We start from the raw sequence: 14,378 nt of genomic DNA, 5'->3' as shown, positions 1-14,378 counted from the left end.
GGCTTTGTGCATGAGAGGGCAGGCTGTGGCTCTCGGTTACTTGCCCGGAACCAGGGTCAGACGGGTCTTGCCGTAGGTCTTGTCGAAGTTCTGCGGCTGCATCGGGAAGCTGATGTACTGCCCTTTGAGCCACGGATCGATACCGTCGGTGTAGTGCGGGCTGGCCGGGTTACTCGATTGCCCGGTGCTGTTTTGCGCCATCATCGGTTCGACCTGGCCGAAGTCGATGATCATGCGCATGGCCGGTATCTGCGTCACCTCGAAGTTTGCGCCCGCGAGGTGGTAGGCCGCCGTATTGAGGGTCGTATGATCGCCGCCTGCCATAACGGGGGCGCGAACAGTCTGGCCGTTGGCATTGCGCCATACGTACTGATGCAGCTTGCCCCACTGCCATGCTTTGTGATCGTTGCCCATCAGGCTGTCACCGATGCTGATCGCCCCGGCCAGGCTGCGGGCCAGAATGGCCGGTTTGTCTTCTTTTTGCGTGGTGCGGCTATCGTCCCAGAAAGGACTGTCTTCGCGGCCCAGCAAGTGATCGGCTACCGCCGGGTAAGACAGGTTGCTATTGGCCACAAATGCCTGCCAGCTGGCGCTGTTCTCGGGGTCCAGTTCATCCAGGAAGATCTGCCGGGTGCTTTCCTGCAAAAACAGTTCGTACACTGCCGCATCGGCCGAGTTGGCGCCGAGCTTGCCGTCAAATGCCATCAGCCGGCCAAGAGCTTCACGGGCTTTGGCCTGTTCTGGCGCGGGCAATGCCGCGATCGCCTGTTTCAGAGGCTGTGCCATGCCGGGGGCGCTGAACATGGTTTTCAGCTTGGCTGCGAACAGCGTGGTCTGGTCGTACTGCATGGCTATCATGCTGCGGGCGTCCTGTTTGCCACTGCCTGCCAGTTGCGCAAGGCGTTCGCTGCGCTCAGGTGACAGCCACGAGTTGGACAGTTGCATGCCGTAGCCATAGGCGGCCGTACGCTGGTTGGCGGTACCCAGCCAGCCCTGGGTCGGGTCCTGGTCGTAGGGGTGCAGCATCGGGTCGGCGTAACCTTCCCAATCGTAGCGGCCATCCCAGCCCGGCGACGGGAACAGGCCAAGGCCTTCACGGCGGTTGGGGTAGAGCCCGGTCACTTGCCAGCCGATATGGTTGGCGTCGGCATACAGCAGGTTCAGCGCCACAGCGCGGATTTCACGGCTGGCATCCGAGGCTTTTTCGCTGTTCTGGGCACGGGACAGGTCAAAAAATGCGTCGAGGGTTTTGTCGCCCTGCAAGTCCGGGGTTTGCAGGGCAAGGCCCAGGCTACTGTTCAGGGCATTGGGGCTGCCCAGGGTGCTGTTGAGCAAAGGCCCGTGGCGGGTTTCGTAAATTACTTCGCGAATCGGACGCTGACCTTTGACGAAAAAGGTTTCGTTGCGCACCGTCGCCGGTAGCCACTTGCCGTTCGCCATGTAGTACAGGCTGCTGCCCTGGCGTTTGAGCTTCTCCAGGAACACATCCTGGTTGTCGCCCATGGCCATGCTCATACCCCATGCCACCTTGCCGTTGAACCCGGCAAACAGGGTCGGCAAGCCCGCAATGGTTGCCCCGGCAGCCTGGTATTTGGGGGCGCGAATCTGCACGTAGTTCCAGGCCGAAGGCACGCCTATGGGTTGATGGATATCGTTGGCCAGCAGGCTCTTGCCACTGCGGCTGCGCTGCGGGCCAATGGCCCAGTCGCTGGATGCCGTGACACCTGGCAGGCTCAGTTGCTTCACCTGTTCAAGGGCCTGGGACACGCCGCTCAAGCCTTGCAACTGGCTGCCCAGGGCCAGGCCCTTGAGCTTGTCGGCTTCGCTGCTGGGCAGGGCTTCGTTGGGATAGGTTGGCATCAGCCAGGGCAGTTTGTCGGTGCCGACTTTTTGCGTAAGGGCCAGGGCGTTGAGTTCTTCTTGCAGGTTGACCGACATGCCGAAGTTCAACAGGCTGAAAATCAGCGCCGAGTCCTCGGGTTTCCAGTACTCGACCTTGTAGCTGGCCTGCGCCAGATCGGCCGGCAATTTGTCGCGGTAGCGGAACAGGTAGGCGTTGACTCCGCGAGCGTAGACTTCGAAAAACTTTTTAAGTCGCGGTGAGGCGCTTTTATAAAGCTCGTCAGCGTTCTTTTTCAGATTGACGGTGCGCATCAACCGGTCGCTTTCCAGTGCATCAACGCCGTTGAGCTCGGCCAAGCGGCCTTGGGCCAGCAAGCGCAAACGCACCATCTGGCTGATTCGGTCACCGGCATGCACATAACCCAGGGTGAACAGGGCGTCATGGAAGCTGCTGCTTTCGATCAGCGGCATGCCCTGGATGTTGCGGCGTACCGACACGTTCTGTGCAAGGCCCTTGAGCGGTTGCACGCCAGAGGCTGGCACCAGGCTTTCAGTGGCATGGTTGTTTATCTGGCAACCGGCCAGGCCCAGCAGGCTGACCATTGCCGCGGCAACGCCGAACCGGGGTAGTAAAGAAGTAAAGGCTGGCGAGGCCATGGCAAAGCTCCTGCGGGGGTGGTGTCATCGAAAGCCGCTACGTTAGTGAGGCCGATGACACCGTGCAAGCGCTATATGCACTACTTCGGCGGGTTGATTTTATCCACCAGTGCGTAGGCACGTTCTGTAGCCGGGCGCGCCTTGACTCGCTGGAACCAGGCCTTCAGGGCCGGGAAATCATCCAGGTTCTGCCCCTGCCATTCATGGGGCACGATCCACGGGTAAATCGCCATGTCGGCGATGCTGTATTCGTCACCCGCAACAAACTCGCGGCCTTCCAGCTGTTTGTTCAATACGCGATACAAACGGGCCGTCTCTTCGGTGTAGCGTTTGATCGCATACGGGATTTTTTCCGGTGCGAAGCGGTTGAAGTGATGATTTTGCCCGGCCATTGGCCCCAGGCCACCCATTTGCCAGAACAGCCATTGCAGGGCCATTTGCCGGCCGCGCAGGTCCTTTGGTAAAAATTGCCCGGTTTTTTCCGCGAGGTACAGCAGGATCGCGCCGGACTCGAACAAGGACAGTGGCTCGCCACCGTCGGCCGGTGCCTGATCAACAATGGCCGGGATGCGGTTATTCGGGGCTATCTTCAAAAAGTCCGGAGCAAACTGTTCATTCTTGCCGATATTGATCGGATGAACCTTGTAGGGCAGGCCAGCTTCTTCAAGAAACAATGAGACTTTGTGGCCGTTGGGAGTGGTCCAGTAATAAAGATCGATCATGAAGGGCTCCAGAAGGGAATGTTCACCCAGCACCTGACGACCATCAGAGGCGGTCATCGACTGTGGGCTGTCAGTTTTACCCCCAAAAGCGCGTCGGATGAAAGCAGGTCATGGTTTGTGACGCACTTTTTCATAAAGCAAAAACACAAACGCCGCACAGGACACTGGACCCTGTGCGGCGTTTGCAAAGCGTCCCGAGGGATCAGGCGCCGTGGCACTTCTTGAATTTCTTGCTGCTGCCGCACGGGCAGGGATCGTTGCGGCCAACGTCTTTCAGCTCGTTGCGCACAGGCTCTTGAGGTGCATGGCCGCAATGCGGGCCATGTACATGACCGTGATCGTGGTCATGGGTGTGGCCATGATCATGATCGTGGTTGCAGTCGGGGCCATGAACGTGGGGTTGTTGGGTCATTGCTCAATCACTCTGGAATAAAATCGCCGGGGATTATCTCGCCTTTGCGCGTCAGGTGCACGTCGTAACCGTAGAACAGCCCGGTTTGCAGTGTGCCCTCGAGTCGGTAGGGGATTGGCTGGTCGGGTGTTTCAAGCAAATTGACCAGCGGGCGCACCTGCGGCCAGAGGTTGGTACGCACCGGTATCACGTACATGGCGCTGCTGTTGGGTTGCACGCTGAACCAGTGTTCGTTCTCACCTTCGGTCAGCTTGATGGTGCCCAGATACACGGCATAGCTCAGGCCGCGTACGGTCAGTGTCGAGTCATTGGGGTTGTCGACCCGAAAATGCAGCCTGAAGCGCTGCTCCAGCAGCTTGGCCTGCACCAGTTCGACTTTTTCCAGATGCACGTCCGGGTCCTTGTCGCCTGAGTCGAACCAGGAGGTGCATCCCGATACCATCAGCAGCATGGCCAGGGCGATTGTTTTTATTGTTCGGGCCCGCACGTCCATTGTTTAACCCTCAGAGTCCAGCCTATTGACCGAAAAAACCGGCACAGCATTTTTTGAACTTCAGCCCGCTGGCGCATGGGCAAGCGTCGTTGCGCCCGACCTTGAGCGGTACGGTGGGGTCGATGAAGTACCAGCGCCCGGCGCTTTGCACAAAGGATGAGCGCTCGCGGTGGCTGTGCTCACCATTGGCGTCGTGCCAGCGTGCAGTAAAGGTCACAAAGGCGTGTTCCGGTTGGCCGCCGAACACTTCGCTGCTTTCAACGGTCAAGCCCAGCCAGGTGCTCTGCGCGCTCCAGTCGGCAATGGACTGGCGATCCAGCCCGGCTTGCTGCACAGGCAGGGTGGTGCTGACCAGGTAGTCGACAAGCCCCAATACATAGGCGCTGTAGCGTGAGCGCATCAGGGTTTCGGCGCTCGGGGCCGGGTGGCCGTCATGATAGTGCCCGCAGCAGGCTTCCAGCAGGTTGCCGCTGCCGCAGGGGCAAATGGATGTGCTCATCGGGTTACCACCAATACTTGCCAAAGTTTTCCGGGTTTGCCCAAAACCTGGCGTTTAGCCAGTCGGGTACTTGTTTGTATTCGCGCAAGTCGTAAGTAAAGAGCGTCAGGACTTGCTCGTCACGCTGAAACCTCTCATTGCTTTGTAAAGCAAGGGCGTAAAAGTCGGTTTCTTTCCAATTGCAGGCTGTGAGATCCGCCAGCACGGCAATGCGACTGGCATTGAGGTTGCGAATGCCGCCCAGCAATTGCAGCCCGCTGTTTTTGGGCAGGTGCTCCAGGCAGTCGATCACCAGTGCCAGGTCAAAGCGTTGCGCTGCCAGGTCTTCGGGCAACGGGCCAGGCGCTGCTCGGGCCACCTGTGCGCCGGGGTGCGCAGCCTCGAAGGCGGCCAGTGCCGGGAAACTGCTGGCCCCGACCACGAGCAGGCGTTGTGGCGCATAACGATCCAGCAAGGCCGCCAGCGCTTGCTGGGGTGTACGTGTAGAAATACCGGGCGTCATCGAAGGTCCTCACTTAGAGCGTCCAAGACTAGCCTGCGCAAGCCGCGCGGCCTAGTGGGCTGTTGCCGCTACTGTCACTTTGCTGGCGCACACCCTGAGCGCAGTCTTTACTTTGCCTTGCATCGGCCAAACGCCGCCCCTCAGGAGAGACCCTTTTATGAGCATCATAAGAACAGCAGTACCTCTGGTTGTTCTCACCGGCGTATTAACGGGCTGTGCCGGGTTGCAAAAAACTGACTGGCCCACCTGTGCTGCAGTCGGCGGTGTGGGCGGGGCGGCCTTGGGTGCAATAAAAAGCTCGGCCTGGGCGGGGGGTGGTGCCGTATTCGGTGCGGGCATGGCCGCGGCTTACTGTTGGGTACACGGTGACGGCGATGCGGATGGCGACGGTGTTCCGGACAGTCGCGACAAGTGCCCTGATACGCCCCAAGGCGTGAAAGTCGATGCTGCGGGCTGCCCGATTGTGGCCGTGGTGGTGGTTGAAGAAGTGGTGGTCGTCAAGCAAGAGGCCATTGTAGTACGTGATGTGAATTTCGAATTCAACTCTGCCCGGTTGACTGCGGCGGACAAGGAAAAGCTCAATATCATAGCCGCGCGCCTAAAAAAAGACGCCGCCAACGCCCAGTTGAAGGTCACAGGGTATACCGACAGTGTGGGCAATGAGGCCTACAACCTGAAACTGTCCAAGGCACGGGCGCAGTCGGTGGTTGAGTACTTGATCGACAGCGGTGTACCGCGCAGCCAGTTTGTTTCCGTGGAGGGAGCCGGTGAGTCGAACCCTGTGGCCAGCAATCAGACCCCTGAGGGCCGCGCCCAAAACAGACGTACCGAGATTCTGATCATTCGTTAACCCTTGGTATCGCCGCGGTTTTGCCCGGGCCAGTCGAAGTTGCGGCGAATCTTTTTATGACGGTCTATGGCGTCCTGCTTGTACAAGCCGTTAATGTGCGCCAAAGAACATGCTAAAGGCGGATGTATGAGGGTGCTTTGGGGGCTGGGTAAAGCATTGACACTGATAGTTTGGGCCTTGGTGCTGAGTAATCTGTACCAGCCCTTGGTCTACCCGTTCGATGTGCTGATCAACCTTGTTGGCAGCCTGTTGGTGCTGACCCATGGGCTTGAGGTGCTCTTGTTCAAAGGTCGCCTGCAAGGCCGCCGCCATCCCTGGCGTGATCGCCTGTTGATTCTTGTGTTTGGAATTTTTCACGCACATACCCTTCCTGCCTCCCGCGAACGAGATTCCAGCCATGCGTAAGTTATGTTTGTTGGCTGCCTTGTGCAGCCCTTTTGCTCAGGCCGAGGTCGTCTCGGTCGAGGCCAACTCGATGATGCGCCTGCCCGCTAACGTCAGTGTATTGCGCCTGGAAAAGCTTGATGTTGCTGACTACGGGACGTTATTGATTCCAGCGGGGATCACCCAGGTCGATATCGACCAACTGCAGCTGGGTCGTGAAGCACGCATCACTATCGTTCCTGCCGAGCACGGCATCGCGCTGCGGGTGGCGCGTGCCGAACTGGGCGAGGGCAGCCAGATCAATGCCCGTGGCGCCACCGGTACCTTTGAAAAGCCTGCGCGGCCAGCCCGGGACCTGAGCCTGCGAATTGAGTCACTGCAAGCGCCGCAACTGTCCATTGATGCCCGTGGCGGTACGGGAGCGCCGGGTTTTGCCGGGCTTGATGGCGGTAATGGCGAAGAGCCAGGCTGTACTTGGGGCGCGGCGGGCTCCGGAGCCAATGGCGACAATGGAGGTAACGGGCAACCGGGTGCGGCCGGCGGGCAGGTGCGGGTTGAGCTGCCGCGTGACTACCCGGCCGAACAAGTCCGTGTGCGGGTTGACGGCGGTACGGGCGGCAAGCCCGGCGAGGCCGGACGGGCTGGCGCAGGCGGCAAAGCCAAGGGCTGTGTGGTGTATCGCACCGATGGCGGCAAGTCCGGCAAGCCGGGCCTGGCCGGGCAGCCGGGGGAAGCGGGTACGGCAGGTGCTGTGACTATCCAGCGGTTGTAACCTGTGCACGGCACGCAATATCCGCTGAGGCGCTAAGCGCAGATTGCGCAACACATTCACTCCAAACAGGCCGGCCGGTCGGCCGCCTCGAGGGCGCTGTGCTTTTGATCTGCCTGCCCTCCCGGGAGGGCGAGTGGAGGTTCTGTGGAGTGGGTCGACCGGCATGGATGCCGGGAGAGTCGCGATGGGCCAGGATGGCCCGTGGCGGCGTGCCCACGGAACAGGACCGGAGCGAGTGAACCTGAGCGCAGCGAAGGCCGTACGATGGGGCGCAAGCGCTTTGGTTACTTTGCCGCTTTTGCAAAGTGACTCGCTGTAAGAGCGAAACCAATATTTCAGTTAGACGCAAATGCCGGATATGTAACCGGTGGATCAGTTGATTTGCGGCACAGCTACGTATAAATAAACGACGTGCCTGTCGCCAATCAGGCGCGTGCTGCTTCAGTGCGTTACCAGCGTGTCCAGCAACTTGTCGACATAACCCTTGGCCAGCTTTGCAGCGATGGGCCGAGACTATTCCCCGATTTTAAGCGGCGCAAGCGAACGGGATTTTCTAGGAAGTTTCACGGAAACGAAAGCGAAACGTCGTACGAAACGCCTGATATTAAAGGCCAAATGCCTTGCTGTCGTCGTCGCAAACACTGCAAACACGAACCCTCTGATACCCCGTAATTAAATGGTTGTACGACTGCTGCGCAGCCGGACGCCGCCTCGTTCCTTCGGCAGCTACACCCATCCGGCTTTTAAAAAGTCGGCCGAGCCGCCGCAATTGCCACCAACACCAGCCCCACAATCAGATTGCACCCCACCAGCCGGCGAATTTTCCCCATTACCGCTGCCCCGTCAGCCCAAGCCTGGGCTTCGACGGCCTTGCGCAACTCAGGCAACTGCAGCGATTGAATGCGGATAAACAACGCCACCATCACGATGTACAAGCCCATCATGATCTGCACATAGCGCGGCGCCGTTTCAAAACCGTTGAAGCGCATTTGCAGAAGACCTACACCGCTTATCGGCAAAATCACCACTGCGATCCACACCCATACAAAAAAACGTTGGAACACTTCTACCCACAGCTTTAACCGTACCGGGCCTTCAAGGGCCGTGACAGCCGCCGGGCGCAGGATCATCCAGGCGAAAAACATGCCGCCCACCCAGATCAGGGCGGCCAGTACATGCAGGCTGTAGGCGAGGGCAAAGGCGGTCATTGGGGTACTCCGTTCGGCGCGGGATGAATTAGCGGGGTATGATAGCGGTCATTCGAACCACTGAAAATTTATCCAGCGTTTCTTGCGCCCGAAGAACCATGATTAGTACCGAACTCAAAACTCAGATCCAGGGCGCTTACTCGCGTTTTCTCGAATTCAAGAGCCTCAAGCCGCGTTACGGTCAGCGTCTGATGATCGCTGAAGTGGCCAAGGTGCTGGGCGATATCGACACCGACGAAGAAAACCACCGCAGTGGCGACCCGGCTGTGGTCGCCGTAGAAGCGGGCACCGGTACCGGCAAAACCGTGGCTTACTGCCTGGCTGCCATTCCTGTGGCCAAGGCCGCGGGCAAGCGCCTGGTGGTTGCCACGGCAACGGTCGCCCTGCAGGAGCAGATCGTCTACAAGGACCTCCCGGACCTGATGCGCAACAGCGGGCTGAACTTCAGCTTTGCCCTGGCCAAGGGCCGTGGCCGCTATATGTGCCTGTCCAAGCTCGACATGCTGCTGCAAGAGGGCCACGCGCAAACCGCGACGGCGCAGCTGTTCGAGGAAGAAGGCTTCAAGATCGAAGTCGATGAGGCCAGCCAGAAGCTGTTCACCAGCATGATCGAAAAGCTGGCCGGCAATAAGTGGGACGGCGACCGCGACAGCTGGCCCCAGGCCCTTGAAGACCAGGACTGGGCGCGCCTGACCACCGATCACAGCCAGTGCACCAATCGTCATTGCCCCAACTTCGGCCAGTGCGCTTTCTACAAGGCCCGGGAAGGCATGAGCAAGGTGGACGTGATCGTCACCAACCACGACATGGTGCTCGCCGACCTCGCGTTGGGGGGTGGCGCGGTATTGCCTGATCCCCGTGACACGGTCTATGTGTTTGACGAAGGCCATCACCTGCCGGACAAGGCCATTGGCCATTTTGCCCACTACACCCGTTTGCGCTCCACCGCCGACTGGCTGGAGCAAACCGCCAAGAACCTTACCAAACTGTTGGCCCAACACCCGTTGCCCGGCGACCTGGGGCGTTTGCTGGAGCAAGTGCCGGAGCTGGCCAAAGAAATCAAGGCCCAGCAACAGTTCATGTTCACTGCCTGCGAGCAGATCGCCGACTTTAAAGTCGGCGAAGTGCCCGAGGGTCGCGAGCGTCCGCGCCATCGCTTTATTGGCGGCCTGATTCCCGATCACATGCGTGAAATGGGCATCGAGTTGAAAAAAGGATTCTCGCGTCTGACCGACCTGTTCACTCGTCTGACCGAGATTCTCAAGGACGGTATGGATGGCGAGGTCAATATCGGCATCACCAGCAACCAGGCCGAGGAATGGTACCCGCTGTTTGGCAGCCTGCTGTCCCGGGCCCAGGGCAACTGGGAGCTGTGGACCGCCTTTACTGTCGAAGACCCTGAAGACAACCCGCCCATGGCGCGCTGGCTGACCCTGGCGGAAAGCGGTTCGCTGTTTGATATCGAGGTCAACGCCAGCCCCATCCTGGCCGCCGAGATGCTGCGTCGCAACCTGTGGAACGTGGCCTATGGGGTACTCGTGACCTCCGCCACCCTGACAGCACTGGGCACCTTCGACCGTTTCCGCATGCGTGCCGGTCTGCCCAAAACAGCCGTGACAGCGGTGGTGCCCAGCCCTTTCAATCATGCTGATGCCGGTGTGTTGCGAGTGCCTGACCTCAAGGCCGACCCCCGTGACGCTACGGCTCATACGGCGGCGATCATTCGTGACTTGCCCGCGCTGGTCGAAGGCTCGCGGGGCACGCTGGTGCTGTTTTCGTCGCGCAAGCAGATGCAGGACGTATTCGACGGCCTGGAGCGCGACTGGCGCAAGCAAGTGTTTATTCAGGGTAACCTGTCCAAACAGGAAACCCTCAACAAGCACAAGGCGCGGGTCGATGGCGGGGACTCCAGTGTGTTGTTTGGCCTGGCCAGTTTTGCCGAAGGCGTGGATTTGCCTGGTGCCTACTGCGAGCACGTGGTGATCGCCAAAATACCGTTTTCGGTACCCGATGATCCGGTCGAAGCGGCCCTGGCCGAGTGGATCGAGGCCCGGGGTGGCAACCCCTTCATGGAGATATCCGTGCCTGATGCCTCGCTCAAGCTGGTTCAGGCTTGCGGGCGTTTGCTGCGTACCGAACAGGATCGCGGCACCATCACCTTGCTGGACCGGCGCCTGGTCACCCAGCGCTATGGCAAGGCGATTCTGAATGCACTGCCGCCGTTCAGGCGCGAAATTTCTTAAGCGCGGGTCGGCGTTATCGTCGACTTTGCTGTCTATGCTTTGACTTTCACCACCTCACAGGCCGATTTTCGGCCGTTTGGGAGAACCAGATCCATATGATTCGCCGTTCGCTGTCTGCTGTTTTTGCGTTGCTGGTCACGACTCCGCTGTTGGCGGCGCCTGCTGGCCAACAAACCCTGTTCAATTTCGTTCGCCCTGCCGATGTGGTGCAAGTGGCGACTACGGATGCGATCTTGCCGCAATACAATGCGGAGCAAACAGCCGAAGGCGAAGTGCTGCGCCGCGTCACCTTCAACCCGGCCGTCGCGCCCAGCCTGCGTTTGACTCCGCAAACCGGGGTATGGGACTGGTCGCAGTCGGGGATGATGACCCTGCGCATCCAGAACGCCATGAACTGGGCACTTACGCTGGACGTGACCGTGCAAAGCAGCAACGGCAAAACCCTGACCAGCCGTGTCGACCTGCCTGCCGGCCCGGCGCAAACCCTGTTGTTGCCGCTAAAAGCCAATTCTCCCCACAGCCAGGGCATGCGCGCCGGCCCACCGATGCCGATGACGCTGGATGGCCAGCGCATTCTGCTGGCCAGCAGCCAGGGCGAAATCGATCTGAGCCAGGTGGTGTCGGTAAGTCTGTCGATTGCGCAACCGAGTGTCGCGCAGAGCATCCTGCTGGAGCGCTTCGGCGTGCAGGACGGCACAGGCGTAATCAAGGCCGTGTACGGCGCGATCGTCGACGGCTACGGCCAGTCGACCCGCGCCAAATGGCCGGAGCGTGTTGCCAATGACGAACAGCTCAAGGCCGCCGCCGCAAAAGAACAGCAGCAACTCAAAGGTTGGCTGGCCGGGCGTGCCGACCAGGACAAGTACGGTGGCTGGCTGAAGGGCGCGGGGTTTGAGGCGACCGGGTTTTTCCGCACAGAAAAGCGCAATGGCCGCTGGAACCTGATCACCCCTGAAGGTCACCCGTTTTACTCGCTGGGCCTCAATGCCGTAACGGCCAACGACAGCCAGACCTATGTTGCCGGCCGTGAGTGGATGTTTACCGATTTGCCCCATGATGGCACTCCTCTGGCCAGTTTTTACGGCAATGCGAACAACAACAGCGGCAACGCCTCGACCCAGGGGAGGGGCTTTGACGCCGGGCGCTGGTACAACTTTTATGCCGCCAACCTGCAGCGCATCTACGGTGAACCCTGCGTAACGGCTAAAACTGAACCGGATAGCGCACCGGTGAGCCCTTGTGCACCTCCAGCCTTTGATGCCAAGCGTTGGCAGGCCCGCACCCTGGATCGCCTGCAAGCCTGGGGCTTCAACACCATCGGCAACTGGAGCGACCCCGAACTGGGCCTCAACGATCGCGTGCCCTACACCCTGCCGCTGTCGATTGTGGGGGACTACACCAGCATCAGTACCGGCACCGACTGGTGGGGCGGCATGCCCGACCCGTTTGACCCGCGCTTTGCCATGGCCACCGAGCGCGCCGTGGCCATTGCCGCTCGCGATCATCGCGATGATCCTTGGTTGATCGGTTACTTTGCCGACAACGAACTGGCCTGGGCCGGTCCGGGTAATGACCCGAAATCCCGTTATGCATTGGCCCTGGGCACTTTGCGCATGACCACGGATGTACCCGCCAAGCGGGCCTTCCTCAAGCAGCTGCGTGACAAATACCGCAACCAGCAGGGTCTTTCCAAGGCCTGGGGTATTGAAATTCCGGCCTGGGAGCTGATGGAAGATCCGGGTTTTGAAGGGCCTTTGCCCAACACCGAGCACCCGCAAATCGAGGCGGATTATCAGTATTTCCAGAAAGTCTTTGCTGACACCTACTTCAAGACCATTTCCGACTCGCTCAAATGGCATGCTCCAAACCACTTGCTGCTCGGCGGACGGTTTGCCGTCAGTACGCCTGAGGCCGTGGCGTCCTGTGCAAAATACTGCGATGTACTGAGCTTCAACTTCTACACCCTGCAACCGCAAGACGGCTATGACTTCGGCAAACTGCGCGAACTGGACAAGCCAGTAATGATCACCGAGTTCAACTTCGGCTCCCGTGACCGTGGCCCGTTCTGGGGCGGCGTCACTGAAGTGGCCAACGAAGAAGCCCGTGGCCCGGCTTACAGCAAGTTCCTCAAACAGGCGGTGGCAGAACCGTCGATTGTTGGCGTGCACTGGTTCCAGTACCTGGACCAGCCGGTCACAGGCCGGTTGCTCGACGGCGAAAACGGCCACTTTGGCATGATCGGTATCACCGATTTGCCGTTTACCGGTTTTGTCGACAGCGTGCGCAAGGCCAACCTGCAGGCCCTTGGCCAGTTGGGCCAGGAGGCCGCCAAGGCCCAGGCCGAAGCCGAAAAAGCCGTCAAGGCGCCTGTGCATGCAACCGATGATGGCAGCGGCGGACGCTCTGGCGCGGGGCATGCAGGTGGGCACTCGGGCAAGGGGCACTGATTTTTCCTGCCCGATGGGCGGCGATGTATTTCGTCGCCCAGTAGGGGTTTCTTCCTTTTCAATTCCCACTTTAAAACTAAGGTCTTGCATTCCAACTGAATGGAGACTTCGAAATGGAAGCGAAAGGGAAGTGTGCAAGTGGGTTCGAAGCCGTTCAGGAAGCCTTTGAGGCGATCTTCGATGATCCTCAGGAGCGAGGAGCCGGTGTTTGTGTGCAGGTGGGCGGCGAAACCGTTGTCGACTTATGGGCGGGTGTGGCGGATCTGGAGGGCGACCAGCCCTGGAACCACGACACATTGGTCAACACCTATTGTTGTATCAAACCCTTCACCGCCATCGCGGCACTGATGCTGGTGGAAGAGGGCAAGCTCGAGCTGGATCAGACGGTTGCCCACTATTGGCCGGAGTTTTCCCAGGGCGGCAAGGAGCGCATCACCTTGCGCCAGGTGTTGTGCCATACCTCAGGTATCCCGGCGCTGCGTTTGCCCAGCCGCACGCCCATTATGTACGACTGGGATGCAATGGCCGAAGTCGTCGCGGCAGAACCCTTGTGGTGGGAACCGGGAACCAGTGTCGGTTATGGCGCCACCACCTATGGCTGGATCCTTGGCGAGCTGGTTCGACGGGCCGATGGTCGCGACCCCTGTACCTTTATCCACGAGCGAATCTGCGAGCCCAACGACCTTGAAGTCCATATGGGCGTTGATGCCGAGCACTTTCACCGCATTGCCTTTTTCGAGCGCGCTGAAGGGCGAACGGGTGATAACTACGCCCAGGACTTGCGTGCCGTGATGGTCAGTGAGCCTGAGCATGTCGCGACCCTTGCATTTACCAATCCCGCCATGGGATCACGGCAAACGGCTGACCCGCGCTGGTGGGCCTATCGCCATCCCGGCGTAAATGCCCACGGTACCGCCCATGGCCTGGCCGGGTTTTACAGTGCGCTGCTGGGCGGGCGCCTGGTGGGGCCTGAGCTGCTCGCAGAGTTCACTCGCGAGCACAGTAACGATATGGACCGCACGCTGCTGCGGCCCATGCGTTATGGCCTGGGTTGCATGATGGAGCAGCCGGCGGACCCGGGAGCCTCCCATCGGATGGGGCCAAAGGCATTCGGGCATGTGGGGCTGGGCGGGCAAATCTCCTTTGCCGACCCTGAGCGGGAGGTGAGCTTCGGCTTTGTCACCACCACCATGGGCAGCCATGTGCTGATGGACCCGCGGGTGCAGAAGCTTGCGCCTTTGGTCTACGCCGCGCTGTAGACACACCCTAAGTAGCAGCAACTGTCTTGCCCAGTCATTCACGTTCGCCATGCTGTGCCGTCGCGCAGCATGGCGTTAAGCCGGATCA

13 protein-coding genes are annotated in these 14,378 nt (G+C 59.9%); 6 read left to right on the top strand and 7 right to left on the bottom strand.

The features are described from left to right. Positions 1-36: 36 nt before the first annotated feature. The 6 genes from GHN92_RS13465 to GHN92_RS13440 all read right to left on the bottom strand — a co-directional run bounded on the left by GHN92_RS13465 (position 37) and on the right by GHN92_RS13440 (position 5,127). A complete protein-coding gene (locus tag GHN92_RS13465; protein ID WP_153380368.1) occupies positions 37-2,499 on the bottom strand; it encodes a penicillin acylase family protein in 2,463 nt (820 codons plus the stop codon). Positions 2,500-2,579: 80 nt separating this feature from the next. Beyond that, positions 2,580-3,221: a glutathione binding-like protein gene (locus GHN92_RS13460; protein WP_095002967.1), complete on the bottom strand. Its 642-nt coding sequence runs from the start codon at positions 3,219-3,221 to the stop codon at positions 2,580-2,582. 202 nt (positions 3,222-3,423) lie between these two features. After that, on the bottom strand, positions 3,424-3,633 hold the full coding sequence (locus GHN92_RS13455) for an SEC-C metal-binding domain-containing protein (RefSeq protein ID WP_086795965.1): 210 nt from the start codon (positions 3,631-3,633) through the stop codon (positions 3,424-3,426). Between the two features lie 7 nt (positions 3,634-3,640). After that, positions 3,641-4,126, bottom strand: a complete 486-nt coding sequence (locus GHN92_RS13450; RefSeq protein ID WP_095002968.1) for an LEA type 2 family protein — start codon at positions 4,124-4,126, stop codon at positions 3,641-3,643. A 22-nt stretch (positions 4,127-4,148) separates the two neighbouring features. Further along, positions 4,149-4,625, bottom strand: coding sequence for a YchJ family protein (locus GHN92_RS13445; RefSeq protein WP_095002969.1), 477 nt, complete (start codon positions 4,623-4,625; stop codon positions 4,149-4,151). Positions 4,626-4,629: 4 nt separating this feature from the next. Beyond that, complete coding sequence (locus GHN92_RS13440; RefSeq protein ID WP_095019457.1) at positions 4,630-5,127, bottom strand: DUF6231 family protein; 498 nt, start codon at positions 5,125-5,127, stop codon at positions 4,630-4,632. Between the two features lie 157 nt (positions 5,128-5,284). On the opposite strand from GHN92_RS13440, the gene GHN92_RS13435 reads away from it, so the two are divergent. The 3 genes from GHN92_RS13435 (at position 5,285) to GHN92_RS13425 (ending at position 7,133) form a co-directional block, all read left to right on the top strand. Next, positions 5,285-5,977 (top strand): OmpA family protein, encoded by a 693-nt coding sequence (locus tag GHN92_RS13435; protein ID WP_095002971.1) that lies wholly within the window; start codon positions 5,285-5,287, stop codon positions 5,975-5,977. Between the two features lie 126 nt (positions 5,978-6,103). Further along, positions 6,104-6,382, top strand: coding sequence for a DUF1145 domain-containing protein (locus GHN92_RS13430; RefSeq protein WP_095019456.1), 279 nt, complete (start codon positions 6,104-6,106; stop codon positions 6,380-6,382). After that, the gene (locus GHN92_RS13425) at positions 6,375-7,133 is read left to right on the top strand and encodes a hypothetical protein (RefSeq protein ID WP_095002973.1); all 759 of its coding nucleotides are present in this window, start codon (positions 6,375-6,377) and stop codon (positions 7,131-7,133) included. Before GHN92_RS13430 ends, GHN92_RS13425 begins: the two co-directional genes overlap by 8 nt. 743 nt (positions 7,134-7,876) lie before the next feature. Here the strand turns inward: GHN92_RS13425 and GHN92_RS13420 are convergent. Beyond that, positions 7,877-8,341: a CopD family protein gene (locus GHN92_RS13420; protein ID WP_095019454.1), complete on the bottom strand. Its 465-nt coding sequence runs from the start codon at positions 8,339-8,341 to the stop codon at positions 7,877-7,879. Between the two features lie 98 nt (positions 8,342-8,439). Here GHN92_RS13420 and dinG point away from each other — a divergent pair, with 98 nt between their 5' ends. From dinG to GHN92_RS13405, 3 genes are all read left to right on the top strand, one after another. Then, a complete protein-coding gene (dinG, locus tag GHN92_RS13415) occupies positions 8,440-10,584 on the top strand; it encodes an ATP-dependent DNA helicase DinG (protein ID WP_153380366.1) in 2,145 nt (714 codons plus the stop codon). Positions 10,585-10,679: 95 nt separating this feature from the next. Then, positions 10,680-13,031 carry a beta-galactosidase gene (locus GHN92_RS13410; protein ID WP_133144837.1) on the top strand — a complete coding sequence of 784 codons (2,352 nt, stop codon included), beginning with the start codon at positions 10,680-10,682 and terminating at the stop codon, positions 13,029-13,031. A 113-nt stretch (positions 13,032-13,144) separates the two neighbouring features. Beyond that, positions 13,145-14,290 carry a serine hydrolase domain-containing protein gene (locus tag GHN92_RS13405; protein ID WP_133144838.1) on the top strand — a complete coding sequence of 382 codons (1,146 nt, stop codon included), beginning with the start codon at positions 13,145-13,147 and terminating at the stop codon, positions 14,288-14,290. The last annotated feature ends 88 nt before the right edge of the window (positions 14,291-14,378 follow it).

Source organism: Pseudomonas sp. FSL R10-2964 (genome assembly GCF_009600035.1).
GTDB classification, from domain to species: Bacteria; Pseudomonadota; Gammaproteobacteria; order Pseudomonadales; family Pseudomonadaceae; genus Aquipseudomonas; species Aquipseudomonas bubulae.
This window is presented reverse-complemented; position numbering and strand designations above follow the sequence as displayed.

Bases quoted from the DNA above. Each gene is read 5' to 3' on its own strand.
- GHN92_RS13465 (WP_153380368.1), bottom strand. From the start codon at position 2,499: ATGGCCTCGCCAGCCTTTACTTCTTTACTACCCCGGTTCGGCGTTGCC.
- GHN92_RS13460 (WP_095002967.1), bottom strand. From the start codon at position 3,221: ATGATCGATCTTTATTACTGGACCACTCCCAACGGCCACAAAGTCTCA.
- GHN92_RS13455 (WP_086795965.1), bottom strand. From the start codon at position 3,633: ATGACCCAACAACCCCACGTTCATGGCCCCGACTGCAACCACGATCAT.
- GHN92_RS13450 (WP_095002968.1), bottom strand. From the start codon at position 4,126: ATGGACGTGCGGGCCCGAACAATAAAAACAATCGCCCTGGCCATGCTG.
- GHN92_RS13445 (WP_095002969.1), bottom strand. From the start codon at position 4,625: ATGAGCACATCCATTTGCCCCTGCGGCAGCGGCAACCTGCTGGAAGCC.
- GHN92_RS13440 (WP_095019457.1), bottom strand. From the start codon at position 5,127: ATGACGCCCGGTATTTCTACACGTACACCCCAGCAAGCGCTGGCGGCC.
- GHN92_RS13435 (WP_095002971.1), top strand. From the start codon at position 5,285: ATGAGCATCATAAGAACAGCAGTACCTCTGGTTGTTCTCACCGGCGTA.
- GHN92_RS13430 (WP_095019456.1), top strand. From the start codon at position 6,104: ATGAGGGTGCTTTGGGGGCTGGGTAAAGCATTGACACTGATAGTTTGG.
- GHN92_RS13425 (WP_095002973.1), top strand. From the start codon at position 6,375: ATGCGTAAGTTATGTTTGTTGGCTGCCTTGTGCAGCCCTTTTGCTCAG.
- GHN92_RS13420 (WP_095019454.1), bottom strand. From the start codon at position 8,341: ATGACCGCCTTTGCCCTCGCCTACAGCCTGCATGTACTGGCCGCCCTG.
- dinG (WP_153380366.1), top strand. From the start codon at position 8,440: ATGATTAGTACCGAACTCAAAACTCAGATCCAGGGCGCTTACTCGCGT.
- GHN92_RS13410 (WP_133144837.1), top strand. From the start codon at position 10,680: ATGATTCGCCGTTCGCTGTCTGCTGTTTTTGCGTTGCTGGTCACGACT.
- GHN92_RS13405 (WP_133144838.1), top strand. From the start codon at position 13,145: ATGGAAGCGAAAGGGAAGTGTGCAAGTGGGTTCGAAGCCGTTCAGGAA.